This window comes from Lysinibacillus sp. NPDC056232, assembly GCF_042267565.1.
Taxonomy (GTDB): Bacteria; Bacillota; Bacilli; order Bacillales_A; family Planococcaceae; genus Lysinibacillus.
Genome location: NZ_JBHJTF010000053.1, coordinates 1 through 21,364, shown reverse-complemented (window position 1 = coordinate 21,364; position 21,364 = coordinate 1). Strand labels below are relative to the sequence as shown.

At 37.0% G+C, this 21,364-nt stretch carries 16 protein-coding genes and 1 pseudogene; 14 read left to right on the top strand and 3 right to left on the bottom strand.

Annotated features, from left to right (window positions below; genetic code table 11):
• Positions 1-18 precede the first annotated feature (18 nt).
• From ACFCYJ_RS24645 to ACFCYJ_RS24625, 5 genes are all read left to right on the top strand, one after another.
• Positions 19-495, top strand: coding sequence for a YjdJ family protein (locus tag ACFCYJ_RS24645; protein ID WP_376078258.1), 477 nt, complete (start codon positions 19-21; stop codon positions 493-495).
• Between the two features lie 1,079 nt (positions 496-1,574).
• Entirely contained in the window at positions 1,575-1,715 is a 141-nt protein-coding gene (locus tag ACFCYJ_RS24640; RefSeq protein ID WP_166672191.1) for an RAxF-45 family protein, read from the top strand.
• Positions 1,716-1,816: 101 nt separating this feature from the next.
• Positions 1,817-3,619, top strand: coding sequence for a ribosomal protection-like ABC-F family protein (gene abc-f, locus ACFCYJ_RS24635; RefSeq protein ID WP_376078255.1), 1,803 nt, complete (start codon positions 1,817-1,819; stop codon positions 3,617-3,619).
• Complete coding sequence (locus ACFCYJ_RS24630) at positions 3,612-4,403, top strand: GNAT family N-acetyltransferase (RefSeq protein WP_376078253.1); 792 nt, start codon at positions 3,612-3,614, stop codon at positions 4,401-4,403. Before abc-f ends, ACFCYJ_RS24630 begins: the two co-directional genes overlap by 8 nt.
• Before the next feature lie 339 nt (positions 4,404-4,742).
• The gene (locus tag ACFCYJ_RS24625; protein ID WP_376078250.1) at positions 4,743-5,477 is read left to right on the top strand and encodes a hypothetical protein; all 735 of its coding nucleotides are present in this window, start codon (positions 4,743-4,745) and stop codon (positions 5,475-5,477) included.
• Positions 5,478-5,798: 321 nt separating this feature from the next.
• Here the strand turns inward: ACFCYJ_RS24625 and ACFCYJ_RS24620 are convergent.
• Positions 5,799-6,773: pseudogene (locus ACFCYJ_RS24620) on the bottom strand (beta-propeller fold lactonase family protein); the annotation flags it as partial.
• A 760-nt stretch (positions 6,774-7,533) separates the two neighbouring features.
• Between ACFCYJ_RS24620 and ACFCYJ_RS24615 the strand changes: the two are divergent.
• Both ACFCYJ_RS24615 and ACFCYJ_RS24610 read left to right on the top strand, forming a co-directional pair.
• Positions 7,534-8,064, top strand: coding sequence for an NfeD family membrane protein (locus ACFCYJ_RS24615; RefSeq protein WP_134025177.1), 531 nt, complete (start codon positions 7,534-7,536; stop codon positions 8,062-8,064).
• Between the two features lie 15 nt (positions 8,065-8,079).
• Positions 8,080-9,633 carry a flotillin lipid rafts scaffold protein FloT gene (locus ACFCYJ_RS24610; RefSeq protein ID WP_376078247.1) on the top strand — a complete coding sequence of 518 codons (1,554 nt, stop codon included), beginning with the start codon at positions 8,080-8,082 and terminating at the stop codon, positions 9,631-9,633.
• 49 nt (positions 9,634-9,682) lie between these two features.
• On the opposite strand, the gene ACFCYJ_RS24605 is transcribed toward ACFCYJ_RS24610, so the two are convergent.
• Together ACFCYJ_RS24605 and ACFCYJ_RS24600 are read right to left on the bottom strand one after the other, a co-directional pair.
• Complete coding sequence (locus ACFCYJ_RS24605) at positions 9,683-10,225, bottom strand: GNAT family N-acetyltransferase (RefSeq protein ID WP_376078245.1); 543 nt, start codon at positions 10,223-10,225, stop codon at positions 9,683-9,685.
• 18 nt (positions 10,226-10,243) lie between these two features.
• A complete protein-coding gene (locus tag ACFCYJ_RS24600; RefSeq protein WP_376078241.1) occupies positions 10,244-11,068 on the bottom strand; it encodes a methyl-accepting chemotaxis protein in 825 nt (274 codons plus the stop codon).
• A 614-nt stretch (positions 11,069-11,682) separates the two neighbouring features.
• On the opposite strand from ACFCYJ_RS24600, the gene ACFCYJ_RS24595 reads away from it, so the two are divergent.
• The 7 genes from ACFCYJ_RS24595 to ACFCYJ_RS24565 all read left to right on the top strand — a co-directional run bounded on the left by ACFCYJ_RS24595 (position 11,683) and on the right by ACFCYJ_RS24565 (position 20,885).
• Positions 11,683-12,909, top strand: coding sequence for an MFS transporter (locus tag ACFCYJ_RS24595; RefSeq protein WP_376078238.1), 1,227 nt, complete (start codon positions 11,683-11,685; stop codon positions 12,907-12,909).
• Positions 12,910-13,043: 134 nt separating this feature from the next.
• A complete protein-coding gene (locus ACFCYJ_RS24590; RefSeq protein ID WP_376078236.1) occupies positions 13,044-13,679 on the top strand; it encodes a peptidylprolyl isomerase in 636 nt (211 codons plus the stop codon).
• Between the two features lie 265 nt (positions 13,680-13,944).
• On the top strand, positions 13,945-15,066 hold the full coding sequence (locus ACFCYJ_RS24585; RefSeq protein WP_376078287.1) for a tyrosine-type recombinase/integrase: 1,122 nt from the start codon (positions 13,945-13,947) through the stop codon (positions 15,064-15,066).
• A gap of 14 nt (positions 15,067-15,080) precedes the next feature.
• Positions 15,081-17,192 (top strand): tyrosine-type recombinase/integrase, encoded by a 2,112-nt coding sequence (locus ACFCYJ_RS24580; protein WP_376078233.1) that lies wholly within the window; start codon positions 15,081-15,083, stop codon positions 17,190-17,192.
• Positions 17,185-17,565, top strand: coding sequence for a DUF6262 family protein (locus tag ACFCYJ_RS24575; protein WP_376078231.1), 381 nt, complete (start codon positions 17,185-17,187; stop codon positions 17,563-17,565). The genes ACFCYJ_RS24580 and ACFCYJ_RS24575 overlap by 8 nt, the downstream gene beginning before the upstream one ends.
• 378 nt (positions 17,566-17,943) lie before the next feature.
• Positions 17,944-19,299, top strand: a complete 1,356-nt coding sequence (locus ACFCYJ_RS24570; RefSeq protein WP_376078229.1) for a transposase — start codon at positions 17,944-17,946, stop codon at positions 19,297-19,299.
• A gap of 125 nt (positions 19,300-19,424) precedes the next feature.
• The gene (locus ACFCYJ_RS24565; protein WP_376078226.1) at positions 19,425-20,885 is read left to right on the top strand and encodes a serine hydrolase domain-containing protein; all 1,461 of its coding nucleotides are present in this window, start codon (positions 19,425-19,427) and stop codon (positions 20,883-20,885) included.
• The last annotated feature ends 479 nt before the right edge of the window (positions 20,886-21,364 follow it).

The following is a 21,364-nucleotide window of genomic DNA, read 5'->3' as shown; positions in this document are numbered from 1 at the left end:
GGAGAAGGGGGAAGAACATTGTTTAAATATGTGATTCAACTAATTCTTGGTTTCTTGACTTTATTGATGTCAACAGCTATTTCTTGGTATGAGGGAAGTGGTATCATAGATAATTCACTGGAATGGAAGTATTCAACACCATTTTCTCAGTTATTTAATATTGAGATAAACAATGGTCAGGATATTAGCCAGCTTGATTACTTTGTCTATGCGGTTAAATTTCAACCATTTTTCCCGACTATTATGACCGTAAGTGTTATTTATATTTTTGCAGTACTTATTTTTTTAATTTACCAACTAAATCGTCAGTTAGCCATTATTTTGTCAGGAATTATTAGTTGTGTAGTTATTGTTAGTAGTGGCATATTTCTTAACTCTACAACCGATGGAGGGAATGTATTCTTTTGGATTACAACTGTCGGTGCATTAATTTTTATATGTATTACAATAAGTTTATGGTACAAGAAAAATACATCATTTAACTTACAGCCATAATAATTGATGATAGGAACATAAGCGTGCGAGCTCTAGTACATAAGTCTTTGTACAAGAGCTCGCACTTTTTCAATCTTATAGCTACTCATTTTAATATTGAACCAAATGAGGGTTTGATCGTGTTAAAAGCATTTTGTGTAGGTATGGGGCATAGCAGTACCGATAGCCTTAAAAGATATACCTTCATAAGGGGTATGACGAATAAAAAAAATTGCCCATCAGATATCACCCTAATGAACAATCCTTTGAACCGTAAAGCCCTTACCATGCTCTCTAGCAAGTGCTGCTTCGATTAATCAATAAATGCCAGTAAATTGTTTGATCAGCTAGCATGAATACTATCCTGCATAGCTTCCGCATTTCACTGGCACTATGTTTTTGTGTGCTTGCGCTACTCGCTAATTCTTGCATAGTAGCTGTAAAAATCGCTATTAATCCAAATCATTTAGAAATTTTTTGTTTTACACGTCGTTTCATTATAAAACTTACTAAAACACATATGAAAAGTATTAGTAATGGAATGGATTGAATAAATAAAAAGCCTAGAATAAAAGCAAAGGATCCTCCATTGGGATCATCTGTTGACATAAGGCCAATAAATAATGAAAGTGGAGCAACAACTATATTAATTGCTAAAGCGATACCGATGAAGAAAAATGACCAACTCCTCTTTCTAACCGATATGACATATACTATTACAATTAAAAATGCCAATACTAATACGAGAAATTTTAATATATCTAAACACCTCTTGCCGTTAAAATATGTATATCTGAATTAATAATTCAAAGTATTTTTCATTATATATCATTTATTTATTATTATGTTAAAAAAGTTACTATCATAAGGCAACGCAATTGACTATTCTATTATCATTTTATGCTAAATTGATTTCGTTTTTTGTTTTCGTTGTTATAAAAAATTGATAATAATTTCCACTACTAAATGTTGATTTTTTATCCATTTTTATAAAAAACACATTTGAAACAATTATCTTAACCTCTGAAAATTTTTTCTTTTCCAATTTATCGGAATTATGGTATTATAAAGCTAACTATTATGAACGGAGGTGAAAAGGAATGAATAAAAACGCTACGAAAACATGTGTAAAAGTGGATACAGCTATGTATTTTGCACGTGTTATTACTTTCGATTTTGCGAACAACGGGATAGGTCTGTCCATTTTTAAGCAAAATCAAATATCAAACGTAGCGAATTAACCATTCTTTTTCACAAACTAATGAGGAAAAGACTGCTTGTTAATCGAGCAGTCTTTTTTGTGTCTAGATGTTTTTCGCACGTTTCATTGGAGGAAAAAACGATGCAAATTAAAGCTGAACAAATACAAAAAATTATTGGTGGAAATGTTTTATTTGAAGGACTTCAATTCGAAGTAAATACGGGGGAGCATGTTGCCATTGTTGGTGTGAATGGCAGCGGGAAAACGACTTTATTACAGTTATTAGCTGGTTTGGATACACCGGATAAGGGACGAATCATAAAAAGCAAGGAAGCGACGATTGGTTATTTACATCAAATTCCACAGTATCCGATGTTTTCAGTGAAGGAAGTGCTGGAGGAAGCATTTGCGGAAATTTATGTAATAAAGGCGAAAATGACAAAGCTTGAGCAGGAAATGCAGTTAGCTGTAACAGATAAGGTACTTCAGCAATATGGTCATGTGCAGGAACAGTTTATGCTACAGGGTGGCTATGAAATGGATGCGCAATTAGCGATGATTGCAAATGGTCTAGGTATTACACCATTACTTGAGCAACCTTTTAGTAGCTTAAGTGGTGGGGAGAAAACAAAGGTGATGCTTGGGCAAATCCTGTTAAGCAATCCTTCTATTTTGCTATTAGATGAACCGACCAACCATTTAGATATGCAGGCAATTGAATGGCTAGAAAATTACGTCCGAAACTTTGTAGGAATTGTTATTGTAGTATCACATGATCGTCAATTTATGAATCAGATGGCTCACAAAATAATTGAGATTGAGGATGGAGAGGCATTTACGTATATCGGCAATTACGATGTATTTGTAGCACAAAAAGAAGCAAAGGTTGAACAGCAGTTTGCTGAATACGAAGAACAGCAAAAGAAAATTAAAAAAATGCAGGAAACAATAAAGCGTTTAAAGCAATGGGCAAATGAAGCGAATCCGCCAAATGCTGGCCTGCATCGACGCGCCAAAAGTATGGAAAAAGCACTAGCCCGTATAGAACGTGTGAAGAGGCCTACAACGAAAAAGAAAATGAATTTAGCTTTAACGATGGCTGAGCGTAGTGGTAAAGAGGTTGTACAAATGAAGGGCATTAGCCATGCATTTGAAAAACCATTATTTAAGGAAAGTGATTTAGCGGTTTACTTCGAAGAACGACTGGCAATTGTGGGTGGCAATGGCAGTGGAAAATCAACGTTATTAAAAATGATGCTAGGTGAAGTAGAACCGAATAAAGGTGTTTGCCATGTCGGCAGCAGTGTTAAAATTGGCTACTTATCGCAACAGTTTGAGCATAAAAATCCTGCCATTCGTTTAATAGATGCCTTCCGTGAGGGCGTCTCTGTGTCAGAGGCTGAAGCACGTCATATTCTTGCTCAGTTTCTATTTTATGGTTATGACGTCTTTAAAAAAGTAAAGGATTTAAGTGGCGGAGAAAAAATGCGCTTACGTCTAGCACAGTTAATGCATGAGGATATTAATTTATTGATGCTGGATGAGCCGACCAACCATTTAGACATTGAAGCGAGAGAGGTATTGGAGGATACACTGGAATCCTTTGAAGGGACTATTATTGGTGTTTCGCATGACCGTTATTTTTTACAAAAGATTTTTACAAAAGTTGCATGGATTGAGCATGAAACGATTCAAGTGTTTGAAGGTGATTATGATTGGGCAAGACAAAAACGCCGCTTAGAAATAGTAAAAGAACCAGTTATAAAAGAAGCTCCTGAAAAGATCTACGCGACTAAAAAAGAGATACCCATTGAAGAACAAATTGAAAAGCTCGAAATGAAATTAAAAGAGCCGACACTTGCTAAGGAGCAACGTCAAAAGCTTGAACAGCAGCTAGAGGATTTATATGAAAGATGGATTGAAGGAGGAACAGAGCATGCATAAAATTGAGCATATCATGCAACTAGACATTGATTATATTAAAAGTTTTAGTGAGATAGAAACTTGTAATGAAGGAGTATTATTTTACAATAAGGAAATACCAACATATTACGACGCCAATCATGCACACATTTGGAAGAAGATTGCCGATCCAAATATGTTTTTAAAGAAAATCAAGAGTTTCTATCAGTCAAAATCCCTCGTCCCAAGATTGTATTTATACAATCTGGAGGAAAATCAGTCATGTATAGAGGCATTAGAACTTCATGGCTTTCAATATGAAAGTTTTACTGACGATGTACAGTGTTGGAATGGTGAATACGCGCAATTACCACATAATCCTGCCATACAAATTGAACGTGTAACAGATGTAAATAGGGAGGAAGCATTAGCCGTAGAAATGAGTATTGCTACATTTGGGGAGCCTGCATTAATTGAAAAAGCCTTTGAACAAACCTATCATTCTCCGCATTTTACGTATTATTTATTAAGAGTGGATGGCAAAGCTTGCTGTACTGCCAATATTTTTATCTCAGGGAATCAAGGGAGAGTCGAGAGTGTAGCGACGATTGAAAGTTACCGAGGACGAGGATTGATTGGGTATATTCTGCAGCATGTTCAGCAAGAGTCGGTAAAGCAAGGGATAGAATATCTCTGGATCTTGCCGATCAATGAACCGGTTGCAAAGGTCTATGACAAGGCAAATTTCAAATCAATCGGTAAATTAAAATCGATTCATGCCTTCACGGAAGGAAAAAGCATTTATCAAATACGGCAAGATGCCTAATTAGGATGAAAGATAAAAATGCTAGAATCTATCTTGGAATCACTTAGTGAATGTCTATAAGTGGTACAAGGGAAGAGCCATTTTTTGAGGAGATAATTTTGCTTGTTTTAGTCGTAGAATATGTTTCAAACCGTGTGAGAACAAGCTTTTAAAGGATAAAGTGATAAAATCGCCTGTTTAATAAATAGTGCAAACCTGAACAGTAACAACTACTCAGAATTTTCGCATAATTGTGCGAAAGAAGGATTTTCACTCTTTAAAAGTTTTTTACTTGAAAAAATAGCGTATTCGATTTATTGTCTTTAGAGATACTTGTTTAATGGACTTGGAGGATATGGAATGCACGGAATTTATATACGCTATAATGTCTCAGAAGAAACCTCAGCAGCACAATGGCCCAAAAAAATGGATGCATTTGCGTATGTTCAACGAGGAAAGCCACAACAAGACAATGACAACTTGCTGTCGATGGAAGAGCTAAAAAGCCACGCCATTCGCTATATTAAAAGCTTAAAAGACAATGCAAGTGAACATTTAGTAGAACAACGCAACGGGGAAATTGAGCACTTTGATCGACGCTATATCGAATCCTTAAAGCTAAAGGAAAGCATCGATTCACAGCTTATTAATCTAGAAGAAATTCGTTTACTTTTACAGTTAATGAATGTATTAAATTTATCACATGGTTTTGGAGAAAATGCTGGAAAGCTATTACGTCAGATTACCCCATATGCAAAAGAGGTAGAGCATCCGACATTCCAAACTACTCGTGTTGAACGACATTTTTATTCAGAATTAATTGAACAAATTGAAGCTGTATATGCCCGAATTATGCGTCAACACAACCCATCAACGACTGAAATGCAGAAATCAGAGAAGCTATGGACAGCAGTTTGTGAGCAAGCTATTGAAAAGGTAGAATCACGAATTGAACGCTTGTCTTCTATCAAGTTAAAACATGAGAAAAATTTACTAGATTTTAATCAATTAAAACTGCAAAATGTCGAGGCAAAGGAACGCCTGGATATTGCTGTCAATGATCTTGATGCTATTTTAAATGTATTAGAATCCTAAAGGCTTTGTTAATGACTATATAGTACGGTTTGAGTGGGGGTAGCTATGAGCTAGCCCCATTTTTAGCCTTATTTTCAATAGCACGGTCAAATGTGTCGCTTGAATCAGAAGAACTACCAACACATTTAGAAGGCAGTGATCAATAAGGAACTAATATTCCCTAGATGTGACAAATCGTGTGATCACAAGTTCGCGTTAAACATTTCAAGGTAGCCAGACTAAAATCGAAAAGACATACTTCAATTGCCTAAAGGCAACTGAAGTATGTCTTTTTTTATACAGATGAACAAGGGAAGGTCCCCTGCTTGAAACCCTCGACACCTAGGATTCTGAAGTCAGACAGATTGTTCCGGTTTTTATACCCGTAGGACCGTTAAATCCTGGAATTGTATCGATTACTGTATTTGTTTCTATATCTATGACAGACACAGTATTGTCAAGTTGATTTGTAACATAAGCAAGTGTTCCGTCCGGCAAGATGGTTACTTGGTCAGGGGATAATCCTACAGGGATTGTAGCAATCACCAAATTTGTTGCTGTACTTATGACAGATACAGTATTACTACCTTTATTGACAATGTAAACAAGTGTTCCATCAGGTGTAATGGCTGTTCCAACAGGTCCTGTTCCCACAGGGATTGTAGTAAATACCGTATTTGTAGCTACTTCAATGACAGATACTGTGTTACTAGATTCATTTGTAACGTAAGCAAATTGTCCGCTTGGTGTGAAAACGATAGATCTTGGGCGAAGTCCTACAGGGATTGTAGCAACCACAGTATTTGTAGCTGTATTAATAACTGATACTGAATTTGAGTTTTCGTTTGCAACGTAAGCAAACGCACCATCCGGAGTAAAAGCGATGCCTTGAGGTTGGAGCCCTACTGGAATAGTAGCGGTTACTGTATTTGTAGCTGTACTTATGACAGATACAGAGTTAGCTCCAAGTCCATGATTTGATACATAAACAAGTAATCCATTTGGTGAAATTGCTACACCAAGAGGCTGAAAACCTACCGGAATGGTAGTGACTACAGCGTTTGTCGCAGTATTAAAAACCGTTACATTATCCGAGAAGAGAGCTGGAACATAACCAAATTCTCCATTTGGTGTAATCGCTACTTCTAGGGGAGCACTTCCTACTGGAATGGTAGCGACTATAGTATTTGTTGCCGTATCAATTACTGATACCATATTATCAGGAGTTTCTTGCTGACCTGCGTCTGTAACGTACACTAAAAAATGACAAGCTGGAGGGGGTGGTGGTTCAGGTATAAATGGTGGTTTACAACGACAAGGGCAACAAAAACCACAACAATGACAATGACAACTTGGATTTGATTTAAATTTGAACCTTATAAAATTTTCATGTTCTTTCCTCACATTGCACACCCTTTCTAATATATTTGATAATGATACATTGATACTATATGCAAACAGATTTATGTTGCTTGTACGTTTTACCTAAACCAAATACTTCTGTGTCGAATGGTTGGTTATATTAGTTGCCGAGTATTGTTTGATTCCCCAATTATAGTGTATGCTGGTGATTCTTCGAAGGGTTCTTTAACCGTATTAAATGTACTAGAATATAAGAAAAGCATGTCAGCCGATTGGAGCTTATAAATAAAGCCCAATTAGTGACATGCTTTTTATTTTCGTAGACAGAAATCGACGGATAGTCATAGCGTGAGGTTGATTTCCGTTCCGACTAAAGGCGCATTCCCGGGGGTGTCCGATGAGCCGCTTCACTCGCGTTCCTCTATTGCTGATCCCCAAGGAGTCGCCCAGTCGTAACGAAGATCAACTAATATTATGGTAATGTTTTAGCAAAAGGTATCCCAACTTTTGGTGATGAGTAAGCCTCATGCAATATCTCCTTAATTGTCATTATCTTTTTATGGTAACATGGTTCTATTTCCAGAGAACAATAACACTATATGAGATTAACTATTTCATAATCTATCATTAAAGATTAAGAAAATGTGGAAAATTACGAAACTTCCCACGGGCTGTGTCCGTATAATAAGTAATACAATGAAAAGGGGTGAACAACTTGACGCTATTTGGCTATTCACTCGAGCACATCTTTTTAGTGGGATTAATATTTGGGGGCCTTGCAACTCTTTTATTTACGTTTTTTAGTGATGCTGTCGAGGGCATTGGAGAGGGGCTACCGATTTTTAATCCAAGTGTCATTCTATCTTTCATTACGTTGATGTCAGCAACAGGATTTATTTTAGAAAAACTAGCCTTTTTCCCAAGCGTTTGGAACATTGTTGCTGCTTGTATTATCGGAGCTATTTTAAGTGCACTATTTTATTTATTCGTTCTTGTTCCGCTACGATCGGCCGATGTCTCTTTAGCTTATACGGAAGAATCGCTTGGTGGCCAGTTAGGAAAGGTCATTGTCCCAATCCCGACAGACGGTTTTGGGGAGGTAGTTATTGAAACGACTAGCGGAATGATTTCGAAGCGAGCAACAGGTTTTGACAATGAGGCTATCGATTACGATACGACGGTACTTGTTGTAGAAGTGAAGGAAGGAACACTGTTTGTGAGATCTTATGATAAGAAATTTTTATAAAGGAGCGATATTTATATGTCAACGGAAATTTTAATTGTTATAGGGATTGTAGCATTTGTTTTAATCGCACTAGTTGGACTGTATGTGACTAAGTATCGTACAGCGGGTCCTGATGAAGCACTGATTGTGACAGGTAGCTATCTTGGCTCAAAAAATGTACATAAAGATGAGTCAGGAAATCGTATAAAAATTATACGAGGTGGCGGTACATTTGTATTCCCGATTTTCCAGCAGGCACATCCATTAAGCTTATTGTCAAGTAAGCTTGATGTAACAACACCTGAAGTGTATACGGAACAAGGTGTACCCGTTATGGCCGATGGAACAGCTATCATTAAAATTGGTGGTTCCATTTCTGAAATTGCAACGGCAGCGGAGCAATTTTTAGGAAAGCAAAAGGAAGAGCGTGAAAATGAGGCGCGTGAAGTATTAGAAGGTCATTTACGTTCAATCTTAGGTTCAATGACGGTTGAGGAAATTTATAAAAACCGTGATAAATTCTCTCAGGAAGTACAACGTGTTGCATCTCAGGACTTGGCGAAGATGGGTCTGACAATCGTATCCTTTACGATTAAAGATGTACGCGATAAAAATGGCTACTTAGAATCACTTGGTAAGCCACGTATTGCACAGGTTAAACGTGATGCGGATATTGCTACTGCAGATGCTGATAAGGAAACACGTATTAAGCGTGCTGAAGCATCGAAAGAAGCTCAAAAGGCAGAACTTGAACGTGCGACAGAAATTGCAGAAGCCGAAAAAGAAAATCAATTAAAGGTAGCAGAATTCCGTCGAGAGCAAGATATTGCAAAAGCTCGTGCAGACCAAGCGTATGAGCTAGAAACGGCACGTGCAAAGCAGGAAGTAACTGAACAGGAAATGCAAATTCGCATTATTGAACGTCAAAAACAAATTGAATTAGAAGAAAAAGAGATTTTACGTCGTGAGAAGCAATACGATTCAGAAGTTAAGAAAAAGGCTGATGCTGATCGTTATGCTGTCGAGCAAAATGCAGCGGCAGACAAAATGCGTGAACTAGCGCAAGCAGATGCGGAGAAATACCGTATCGAATCATTAGCAAAAGCTGAAGCAGAGAAAATTCGTTTGGACGGTCTTGCGAAAGCGGATGCTGAGCGTGCAAAAGGGGAAACAGATGCGGATATTATTCGTCTTCGTGGTCTTGCTGAAGCCGAGGCAAAACGTAAAATTGCAGAAGCCTTCGAATACTACGGTCAAGCAGCTGTCCTTGATATGATTGTACGTATGATGCCAGAATATGCGAAAGAGCTTGCGAGTCCACTTGGCAATATCGATAAGATTACTGTTGTTGATACTGGCGGTGGGGAAGGAAGCGGCGGTGCCAATAAAGTAACTGCCTACGCAACGAATTTAATGTCAACATTACAGGAATCGTTGAAGGAAACTTCAGGGATTGACGTGAAAGAACTAATTGAAAGCTATGCAGGTAAGCATACATTGCGTCCTGAGCTAGAACAAATAGCAGTAGGCTTAGGAAAGCAAGAACCCGTTACAACGCAAGACGAGATAAAAGAAACAGTTGAACAATAATAAACTATAGCCGCCTGATATCTATGATATCGGGCGGCTATTTTTGCTTCTATTTTTCCTTCCACTCGCTAGCGAGCATACCATAAGCAACATGGTCAACATAATGATCGTAAAGCCATTCTGCCGCACGGATCGTTCCCTCTTTTGTAAAGCCTAGTCGCTCAGGGATAGCTCGGCTTTTTGTGTTGCCCACAGCAGCACGAATTTCGACCTTATTGAGCTGTAAATCCTCAAAAGCATATTGTAATAATGCCTGTACGGTCTTTGTCATAATACCATGCCCTTGAGCTCCTTCACTGAGCCAATAGCCAATAGCAGCGATTTTATTGCTATGATTTATCGTGTTGAAGCCAGCAACGCCAACAATTTCATTTCGAAAAATGATAACAAGAGAGAGGCTACTATTTGCTTCATGTCCTTTTATACAGCCCTCTATATATGTTGTTGTATCGGCTATTTCTTTTGTGAAATCTAGCCATGGCAACCATTCACGTAAATATGCTCGTGATGCATCTGTTAAGGAAAAAACAGCATTAGCATCTTCTAATTCGATAGTACGTAAAAATAATTCTGGATTCATTGTAATTTGCAATGTTTTTTCACCTCATTATTATTTTAAGGCATCATGCATAAAGCCCTTCATTTCACGACTAAGAACTGTTAATTCCTCAATAATTTCACTGAAATCTTGAACGAGCTGAGCCTGTTCGTTTGTTGCGTCATTGACTTGCCCCATATTTTGCTTAAGGTTTTCAAGGTTTCTATTTATATTCCGTAGGGAAGTTTCAATGTTTTCAGTGGCGCTTGATGTTTCGAAGGAGAGTTTTCTAACTTCCTGCGCAACGATGTTAAAGCCAGCGCCATGCTGCCCCGCACGAGCCGCCTCAATAGATGCATTTAAGCCGAGTAAATTGGTTTGGCGAGAAATGCTTTTTATTAAATCTGTGACTTCATTTGTTTTCTTTGAATCTTCAAGGGCGTGCTGTGCTTGTTTGTTAATTTCCTCACTTGTTGCTGCCAATTCCTCTGAATGTGAGGCTATTGTATGTACTTTGTCCTGTAGGCTGTTTACGATGCTATCCATTGTACCCATATAATCCTCGAGTTTAAGCTCGTTGTCGATAGGCAATCCAAATGCTAGAGCACCTACGACTTTACCATTTTCACGGATTGGAAACGAAAAAGCATTGATAGCAACTCCGTATATATCCTCTGGTATAACGACATCAGCATTTTTCCCACTAAAGGCAATGAAAACATTTTGGTCATTCGCATTTACTTTTTGTCCATCTAGATAGCCTGAATCTACACGTTTGCCAGCTAAGTATTTTACAACGGTTTCACTTTCCTTCTCAACGACAGCCACGATTGCTTCTTCCTTTAATGCAAGGTGGATATAGGGTGCTGAAAGGGCTAAAGCTTCAATAATCTTCATAAAAATTCCTCCAAATCTGTGCAATGAAAATAGTTTAGTCATCGGAGCTTATTTACCAATGATTGCTAGATGATTACTTTCACTGTAACACAATATTTGCCAACTCAAAATAGATAAAAACCAATTTTTTATGAAGAAAATATGTCTTTAGTCACGGGTAGATTATCAAATATAGATAGGTTGATTGGAGTGGAGACTGGGCGACTCCTCGGGGATTAGCAATAGAGGAACGCGAGTGAAGCGGCTCATCGGACACCCCCGGGAATGCGCCTTTAGTCGGAACGGAAGTCAACAACACGTTATGGCAATGATTTAAATTCTTTCAGCGGTTGTCCAAACATCCGCTGAAAGAATTTAAAGCCTCCGGCGGATGTCACGGAATCGGAAAGGAATTCACATAGGATGTTAGCCTAAGATCATCGCATCCATGCGATAACGGCTAACTGACCTGCGTCACGCAGGCCTAAGCACAAAGCCGATTCCGGACGCAATTATGCCGAGGCATAATTGATACGGTGGCAAATTCGTCTATTTTGTGACAAACAATCGTGAGTTTTGAAGATTATTGTATTAGAATAATAGTAACATTAGAAGTATGTTAAGGAGAGAGAGAAATGGATTACATTCAAAAAGGGACTAAGGCGTTTCATAAAGCAAACTGGGCTTTATTTTTAGCGGGTTTTATTACCTTCGCCAACTTATATGTGACACAGCCATTATTACCAACATTTGCGAAGGAGTTTCATGTATCACCAGCTATTGCGAGTTTAACGCTTTCTGTGACAACCTTTGCGTTATCCATCAGTATGATTATTGTTGGCTCATTCTCGGAGGCATGGGGCAGGAAATCTTTGATGACGATTTCTATTTTTGCGGCATCTATTATTACGCTTGCCCTTGCCTTTTCTCCTAATTTTGAAACGATATTAGTGTTACGTGTTATACAGGGTGTTGTATTTGCAGGATTGCCAGCAATTGCGATGGCTTATTTAGGGGAGGAAATGGATCCATCTAGTTTAGGTATTGCAATGGGCTTATACATAAGTGGTAATTCGGTAGGTGGGCTTAGTGGTCGAGTTATTATAGGGACATTAACGGATTTTTACAATTGGCAGGTGGGGATGATTGTACTGGGTGTTATCAGTCTTATGATTAGTGTGTTATTTATTTGGATGCTACCTAACTCCAAGCATTTTACAGCTCGTCCATTACAGATGAAATCATTGACGATATCTCTTTTGCAACATTTAAAGGATCTATCCATGCTTTGTCTTTTTGGTATTGGCTTTGTATTAATGGGGAGCTTTGTGACTCTTTATAACTACATTGGCTTTAAATTGATGGCGCCGCCTTATAATTTAAGTGCTACGATTGTTGGCTGGATTTTTGTGATTTACTTAGTAGGTACTTTTAGCTCTGCTTGGTTCGGGAGTCTAGCTGATCAATACGGTCGTCAAAAGATGCTGTTATTGTCCATTGCAATCATGTTCACAGGGGCAATTTTTACATTAAATGGGCTACTTAGTTTGAAAATAATAGGGATTACAATCTTTACATTTGGCTTCTTTGCAGCGCACTCGATTGTCAGTGGCTGGGTAAGTAAACGAGCCACTCATGATAAAGCACAAGCTTCTTCTCTCTATTTATTTTTCTATTATTTCGGTTCAAGTGTTGGAGGAACGGTAGGGGGTGTGTTCTGGATGCACTTCGGCTGGGGAGGCGTGATTGGTATGATCTCTGTATTTTTAGTCGTTGCATGCTTACTTTCATTTGTATTAAAGGTGATTATTGCTAAACAACGCATTGTAGCAGGGCAAAAGGAATCTCGTTCGCATCCATAATCAGTAGTTTGTTTGAGGCACCATTTGATAGTTTTATATTTTGAATATTTTCATCGACTTTTATAAAAATGATTTGTCGTAAACTATCTGATAGTATAATGAGTAGACTGGTTATAAAGAGGAGTTGAAAGAATATGTTTGCACGTAATAAAGGATTTTCTTTTGTCTTTGCTTTGCTGGCGGTAGTGCTGGTTTTGACAGGTTGTGAGGGCAAGAAATCGGAAGAAAATGCGGATTATTCATCAAAAGTGAAGGAAAATCCAATTGTGACGATTACGATGAACAATGATGAAAAAATCGTCATCGAATTAGAGCCTTCTAAAGCGCCGAATACGGTAGCTAATTTTATTTCCTTAGTTAAAAAAGGTTTTTATGATGGTCTTATTTTCCATCGAGTTGTCCCTGATTTTATGATTCAAGGTGGAGATCCTTCAGGTAATGGTACGGGTGGTCCAGACTATTCGATAGAAGGTGAGTTTTCATCAAATGGTTTTAAAAATGATTTAAAGCATGAACGTGGTGTCATTTCAATGGCTCGTTCTCAGGATCTGAATTCTGCGGGATCTCAATTTTTCATTATGGTAAAGGATACATCGCAGCTTGATGGCCAATATGCTGCCTTTGGAAAAGTGATTGAGGGGATGGAGACAGTAGATGCTATCGCTGCTGCTGAACGAGATGATGAAAAACCATTAAAAGATCAGCAGATGAAAAAGGTAGAAGTAGATACAAAGGGCTTTGATTACCCAGCTCCAAAGGTACTAAAATAACAGATTTGTAAATCTGAAACAAAAAAGCATGAGAGATCAATTTTTTAAATAGACTAAACTAAAAAGAGGATATTATGTTCAATATATGAGCATATATCCTCTTTTTTCATGCATATTAGATTTATTAATTAGATGTTGAAATATTAGTATAATATGTATAGAATAATATAGAACAAACGTTCGTTAATTGGTGAACTATCCCATAGCTAGATATAATCAGTTATAAGAACGAACGTTACTATTACTTTTTGGAGGGTGAAGTGCTATTAGAGTTCAAGAGGTTATTTTGGAAAATAATATTAAAAGGTATATATTGCTCGACCAAGAAGGAGTTCCTGTACTAGCAGTCATGAGATACATAAAGTATTTAGATAAGACGGGAAAAAGCTCTAATACGCAGAAAACATATTGTTATTCCCTAAAGCATTTTTTTACCTATTTAAAAGAAGCTAATAAAAATTATAAACATATTCGGCTAGAAGATTTGGTTGATTTTGTGGGGTGGTTAAGGAACCCTTATGGAAGTTCTAAAGTCGCTTCGATTAAAAAAGAAAAAGCAATACGAACAGAAAAAACTATTAACCTAACCATTACAGTTATAGCAAACTTCTATGACTATTTATTTCGAAATGAAGAAGTACAAAATGACATGATGGAAAAGTTGATGAAACAAGTGTTCACAGGAGGTTATACACGTTACAAAAGTTTCTTACACCATGTTAATCAAGATAAGCCATCCACCAGAAACGTACTTAAATTAAAGGAGCCACGTAAAAAAGTAGATACACTAACAAAGGAACAAGTACAACAAGTATTGCAAGCAACTACTAATATCCGAGATACGTTCCTCATTCAGTTGTTGTTTGAAACGGGATTGCGTATCGGAGAGGCTATTGGTCTCTTTATGGAGGATTTTATATTTGACCTTCAAAAAGGACACCGGATTCGCCTTGTTGACCGAGGGGAATTGGAGAACGGTGCTAAGTTAAAAACTGGAGAACGAGAGATATATGTGTCACAATCCTTAATGGATTTATATGATGATTATTTGTACGAAGTGATTGATGAATTAGATTTAGATTCAAACTTTGTTTTTGTGAAAATACGAGGTAAAGATGTCGGAAAACCAATGGAATATTGGAGCGTAGAATCTCTATTTAAGCGTTTAAAAAAGAAAACAGGGATAAGCCTACACCCTCACCTATTTCGCCATACACACGCTACAATTTACTATCAGAAAACAAAGGATATTAAACAAGTGCAAGAACGATTAGGACACGCTCAAATCCAAACAACAATGAACTTGTATCTACATCCTTCTGACGAAGATATTCGAGAAGATTGGAATAAGGCACAATCTGCATTTAACCTAAAGAAAAATAACTAGAAGGAGTTACTTGGATGAAACAAATCAAGATTGTTGGATCAGAAGAATTAGGATTTTATGAAGGTTTAGAAAAAGAACTTTCAACTTATTTTGAAAAAACAATACACGAAGATGGTCGGGTAACAGTTGAACAAGTAAATAATTCCCATTTCTTCGTCAACGACAAATGGAATATCGATGTTATAGGTGAAATTAAGCAATTCAAAGAAGTGGTAGGTAACTATAAGAATACAAACAAAAACATTCATTTTCGATTCAATAATCCCATGATTAATTTAGAAGTGAAATACGTTTATTATCAACAATTATTTAACGATTTATGGACAGTCCAGAATGCCTTTGCGGCTCAATCCCCATTGAAACGGGTAACGGAGTTCATAAATGAAAAGCACCCCGAACTATCCTCTTTATTGAAGTTGGATATTGAAAAAGCAGAAAGTGAGTATTTATTTTGGTTGAATGAAAAAGGAATCCAAACCCAAAGAATAAGAAGAAGTCTGATTAGCAAAGATAGAATAGGTAAATCCGCGGTTGCAGGCTTTCTAAGGATTATTTATATAGCCTTCTCGCAATACACAGATAAGGGAGAAGAATGGGGAAAAGATAGATGGGATATTCGTAATTTACATGATAGATACGGAATTCATTACAATAAAAGCCAAACACACTATTATCTTAATTTCTCAAAGATACCTAATACAATTAGTGAGCAAGTCAAAAGGTATTTTAAACAACGCTTACTTAGTAAAAATGGATTCTCGTGGGGTACAGCATTAAATTACATGAAATCTCTAACATCTTTTTTTACATTTATTTTTACACTAGAACCAGTATGGCAAGATTTAAAACCTTTAAAGCGAAAACATATAGAAAAATACATTGAATATCTACATGAATATTCTCAAACTCAACTGACAAGAAGGAATGCACATCCCGAAATGTACATACAAAAGGCATTATTTATTGTAGGAAAATTTCTTGAAGACATTCAACGATATGAGTATGAGATGGCTCCTGAAGTGCATGCACGACTCTTGGTTTTTCCTGAAGATAAGCCTAAACTGCGAAAAAAATCTATTGAACAAATTGATTACATTCCCGACTTTGTTTTAGAACAACTCTTCTTTCATCTAGACCAATTACATAAAAATGTCGTTCCAGTAGTTTGGGTGGCGTTTAAAACAGGACTTAGAATATCAGATGTATTAGGGCTAACCTCTGATTGCTTAGTAAAACTTAATGGTCAATACTCCATTGAAACCGATATTGAAAAAACCTACGTAAAAGGTCATCGTATTCCAATTGATGAAGATTTAGCGGGAATCCTTGCGGTTCTAATCAACAATTCAAAAGAACTTAGCAATCAAGATAACAATCCTAATAGGTATATTTTTGTTCGCTATCGTGGTAATCGAAAAGGACAACCATATAGTCAGCACTTCATTAGACACGGGCTGAACTTATTGGCAAAACAAGCAAACATCACTGACGAAAATGGCGATCTATTCCATTTTAAGACACATCAGTTCCGACATACCTATGGGGTGAAAATGATAAATGGCGGTGCAGACATTCTGACAGTACAGGAACTTTTGGCTCACGCTTCTCCAGAAATGACAATGAGGTACGCCAAGTTATTAGATGATACGAAAAGAAAAGCGTTTGAATCGGTTATGAAACAAGGTGTATTTAGCTTTGATTTAAATGGTGAGGTGCAAGAAATAAAAGCAGGAAAAGATATACCCACAGACATATTGGATGCCTTATGGCAAGACCATAAGCTAAACGCGATGGACAACCCATATGGAACATGTCACGCTCGTCTAAACGGTAATTGCCCTCATATGGAAGCACCACCTTGTCTTACTTGTGGCGACAACCAAACACCATGTAAAGACTTAGCTGTAGGTTTTTCAGAATTAGATAAGCAAAAATATGAGTTGCACATTAAAACAACGACAAAAGCAATTGAAATAGCAAAACAAAGAGGACGAGAAGATATAGCTGAGAAAAACGAAAAAAATTTACATCGTTACCAAAATGTTTTAAATACCCTTCAAGAAGGAAGTGTCATCTTTGGTAGACAAGAACGTATGAAAAGAAAGTTAGGTGCAAATAATGGCTGAATATGACCGTTCTGCTCATTTAAAAGACATTCACGCCAAGCGTAAGGCTAACACCTATCAAAAGGTAGATGAAGCTATTAAAAGGCTTATACGTGCTAACGAAAATATTAATTTTAATAGTGTTTCTAGTGAAGCTGGAGTGTCGAAAGCAACACTATACAACAACAAGGATATTCGTGAAAGAATTGAAACGTTAAGGCAACAACAAGCACAAGTACCCACACCTAAACAAGTGAAGCGAGAAATGAATGAAAATAATAAAGACGCCCTTATTGAATCTTTAAAAAGAAAAGTCAAGAAATTGGAAAGTGAAAATAAAGAACTAAGAGTGCAATTGAAATTTTCTTATGCAGAGGTGTATAAAAAGTTATGATTGTAAAACGATAATATAGTTGTTTAATTTTGATATAAAAATATAAGAGCCTTGCTACAATTTAGTGTGCAGTAAGGCTCTTTAAGTTGTGCAATTTTTATCCATTTAAAGGAAATTGTACTCAAAAATCATTAATAAAGTTGTTTAATTCTTATTGGACTAAAGCACCCGTTAGTTTAAGTGTAACTCTTCACAATTACTTGATATTATATAGGTAAGTAGAAATATAAATTAGAATTTAGTTTATAATTGAGTTAATTTCATAATTCTAATCCCTTTAGCATCAGGGGTTCTGAAACAATAAAAAACGGGCACCTCCCCAAATTCGGTATAATGGTAGCGTCTAAACTAAACCATACTGAATGAGGTGAATGCCCTATGACTATTGTAAAACAAATGAGCCTATTTGACATCCAAGAATTATTGGAAATGGAAAGTTCCCGTCGTTTTGATGCGATTTTTGCCACTTTCGACGTACAACCTATTTTTCAGTTGTTTTTAAAAAGGACATTGCGTGGTGCCCCACGTGAACTAAACTATGGTACGATGATCCAATCACTGATTATTCGTATTGTCGAGCGTATTCCAACGATCAAGGATTTAATCAAACGCTTGGTCAATGATCCTTTATTCCGCTTAGATTGTGGTTTTCTTGTTTCAGATGTTGTGCCTTCTGAAGCGTCTTATTCGCGTATGATCGATGTGATTAGTCAATCAGATGTCCTCGATTACATGCAAGATACATTGATTGAAACAGCTTTTATTGAAGGCTTTCTTTGTGATGAGCACCTCGCAATCGATGCCACACATTTCGAATCACGCGATGCAGCGAAGCCTTCTGAGAAAAAAGAGCCTGCACCGCCCAAAAAACGCGGACGAAAATCGAAAGAAGAACGCGAGGATTGGCTTACGAAACAAGCAGAAATCGAAGCCAATCAGTCGACTTATGAAAAGGAAATTAGGCATCAACTTGATACACCACTGGAGACACTGTGGCAAGATGCGCCCATCGAACCGAATTGGGGCATCAAAAAGAACAGTGACGGCAAAAATACGTTTTGGTTTGGCTTTAAAGGTCATCTCGCCGTGACAACAAAGGGGCAATATATCGTTGGACGCCTCATGACATCTGCCAATTTGTCAGATAGTAAAGCCGCGATTCCTCTTTTAAAGAAAGTAGAGAACCAATTTCCTGAACATTTCACGACCGCTATATTTGATGCAGGGTATGATTATGAACCAATTTACCGTCAGCTACATAAGTATCAAATGCGTGCAGTCATTCCCTATAATGTCCGTAATGAAGGCGGATATCTTGAATTTGATGAGAATTTCAGACCGACATGTGTACGTGAACATAGCTACCGTTACGACAGCTTCGATGAAAAGTACCGCACACTAAAATTCACAAGACCAAAGGAATGTGCAACCTGTCCGTTACGTAATGATTCCCTCTGTCAGAAGAGTTTCAAAATCAAATGTGACACGAATTTACGGAAATTCACGTATCCAGCACGTGGCTCTGAACTTTGGAAACAACTTTATAAGGAACGTACCGCTGTAGAACGTGTGAATGCTTATTTAAAACAATATTTTCAGTTAAACAACATCCGTCATAGAACAGGAAGAAAAGCCAAACTTCATTTCAACCTGGTTACGTTTATTTATAATGCCTGCAAGTTAGCAGTGGATCGTCTAAATGCTTTATTACAAGTACAAACTCAAGCAGCATAATTTTTAAAAATGTAAGTTTTCTTCAAAGGAGCAGTCTAAGCTCTTGGAACATATGATTTATGAAATTGATTCAATTATAAAAATAAGTTTTTTATACTCTTATAATTCTTCAAAAAGGAGAGTTTATGAAAAAGACTATTGTTTTTGTATTAACGATACTTATATTATTCTCAGGATTCGCAACACAAAGTTATGCGTTGTCAGATTCGAAATCTGTGGCAATACAAGCGTTGCTAGATGATGCCTCTCGTACATCAGGTGTGCCTGGAATGTCAATCTCAATACTTGCTAATGATGAAGTGTTCTACTTTTCTTCTGGGTATGCAGATCTTGAAAAGGGGTTGTCTGCAAGTGAAAATACACTCTATGAGTTGGCCTCGGTGAGTAAAGCTTTTACTGGTATGGGGATTCTGCTATTGGAAGAGCAAGGGCTGCTATCAATGACTGACCCTATCCAAAAATATTTACCTTGGTTTACGTTAAAGTATCAAGGTAAACCTGTTGATATGCAAAGCCTTACACTAAATAACTTCCTTCACCATACTAGCGGCCTAACAAATATTAGACATACTCAAAATATTCCACAAGGCAATACGCCTGATATGTTGCAAAAGACTGTGGAAACGCTGGTAGATGCTGAATTGGCGTTCTCTCCCGGTGAACAATATAACTATGGAACCGTTAATTATGACGTATTGGGTTTGGTTATTGAGATTGTATCACGACAAAGCTATGAAGACTTTATGAGGGAACAGGTATTTCTACCCTTAGGTCTTCACCAGACGTATGTTTATAAAGAAGATGCTCAAGCCACTGGACAGTTAGCGCAGGGCTACCGTTCTTCCTTTTTCATAACAACTCCATTTAACGCTCCGGATTATGCTGGGAATAAACCTGCCGGCTATATCATTTCTAATACAAAAGATATGGCGCGTTGGATGGGCATACAGATGGGTATCTTGCAGGACATACCCGAAATATTTCACAGGGTTATCGAAAAATCACATAGGGGTGATATGTCTGTTTCGGCTGTCAACGATATGTATTATGCGGCAGGTTGGTCGGTAAACGCCGAACAAACGTTTATAGAACACACTGGGGGTAATCCGAATTTTAGAACCGAAGTAGCCATACTGCCAAATGAACGAACAGCCATCTGCTTACTGAGCAACGGCGCAAATACCAATATAAACCTGGTACTAAAAGTTAAAAATATATTAAACGGCAATCTAACTCAGTCATATGAGATAAGCGGCACACAGCTTTTGGACATCATTTTGTCGTCTACCACAATTATTCTTTGCCTATTGGCCGTTCTGTTATTTCTCTTAGGATTAAGAAAAAGGAAAACGAATGAGCAGCAGCCAATGACAAAAAAGAGAACAATCGTAACAATTATTTTCCTAATCGCTACGATTGCCCAGTGTATAATGTTTTTTGCCTTCGATTGGTCAACGATACTTATTTGGCAAACATATAGTGTTCTTACAGCTTTGATTTCGTCAACATTATTAACAGCAAGCATTACTTGGTATATACTCACCGATAAGATGCCTCGCTCCGAAAATAAGTATAATGTTAAGTAATTAAATTCCAATTTATCAATATTCTTAATTTAAAAAACATAAGACACCTCGGTGTTTCTTTAAAATAATGTTTGATCAAAAATATCTCACAAACCCACATCTTACATTAAATTAAAAGAAACCGTTTTGAAAAAAGATTGATCAAAACGGTTTCTTCCTCTGTGAAGTATTGTTTAATTTTTATAAAAAAGTTTGATCATTTTCTGATTTAAGGCTAAGTCAGATTAAGGGATGGGAAGAATAAAGAAAACGACTGCCATAAAGCAGTCGTTACTACATACTATTTAAACCCTTGCTAAGCTATATTTCTTAAGCTACGAGTTATATTTGCTTAAAATTGAATTAGTGTACCATTATTAAGCATGATATTAAAAAGATTGAAATAATTTGGATAAGATGTTCCCTTTAAATGAATATTCAGTTGAAATAAAAATGTAGAAATTATGAATTAATTGTTGTAACTAACATATATATATAAT

Excerpts from the sequence above, each read along its gene's own strand:
- ACFCYJ_RS24610 (WP_376078247.1), top strand. The coding sequence starts at position 8,080 with ATGTCAACGGAAATTTTAATTGTTATAGGGATTGTAGCATTTGTTTTA.
- ACFCYJ_RS24590 (WP_376078236.1), top strand. The coding sequence starts at position 13,044 with ATGTTTGCACGTAATAAAGGATTTTCTTTTGTCTTTGCTTTGCTGGCG.
- ACFCYJ_RS24565 (WP_376078226.1), top strand. The coding sequence starts at position 19,425 with ATGAAAAAGACTATTGTTTTTGTATTAACGATACTTATATTATTCTCA.
- ACFCYJ_RS24600 (WP_376078241.1), bottom strand. The coding sequence starts at position 11,068 with ATGAAGATTATTGAAGCTTTAGCCCTTTCAGCACCCTATATCCACCTT.
- ACFCYJ_RS24640 (WP_166672191.1), top strand. The coding sequence starts at position 1,575 with ATGAATAAAAACGCTACGAAAACATGTGTAAAAGTGGATACAGCTATG.
- ACFCYJ_RS24580 (WP_376078233.1), top strand. The coding sequence starts at position 15,081 with ATGAAACAAATCAAGATTGTTGGATCAGAAGAATTAGGATTTTATGAA.
- ACFCYJ_RS24625 (WP_376078250.1), top strand. The coding sequence starts at position 4,743 with ATGCACGGAATTTATATACGCTATAATGTCTCAGAAGAAACCTCAGCA.
- abc-f (WP_376078255.1), top strand. The coding sequence starts at position 1,817 with ATGCAAATTAAAGCTGAACAAATACAAAAAATTATTGGTGGAAATGTT.
- ACFCYJ_RS24570 (WP_376078229.1), top strand. The coding sequence starts at position 17,944 with ATGACTATTGTAAAACAAATGAGCCTATTTGACATCCAAGAATTATTG.
- ACFCYJ_RS24575 (WP_376078231.1), top strand. The coding sequence starts at position 17,185 with ATGGCTGAATATGACCGTTCTGCTCATTTAAAAGACATTCACGCCAAG.
- ACFCYJ_RS24630 (WP_376078253.1), top strand. The coding sequence starts at position 3,612 with ATGCATAAAATTGAGCATATCATGCAACTAGACATTGATTATATTAAA.
- ACFCYJ_RS24595 (WP_376078238.1), top strand. The coding sequence starts at position 11,683 with ATGGATTACATTCAAAAAGGGACTAAGGCGTTTCATAAAGCAAACTGG.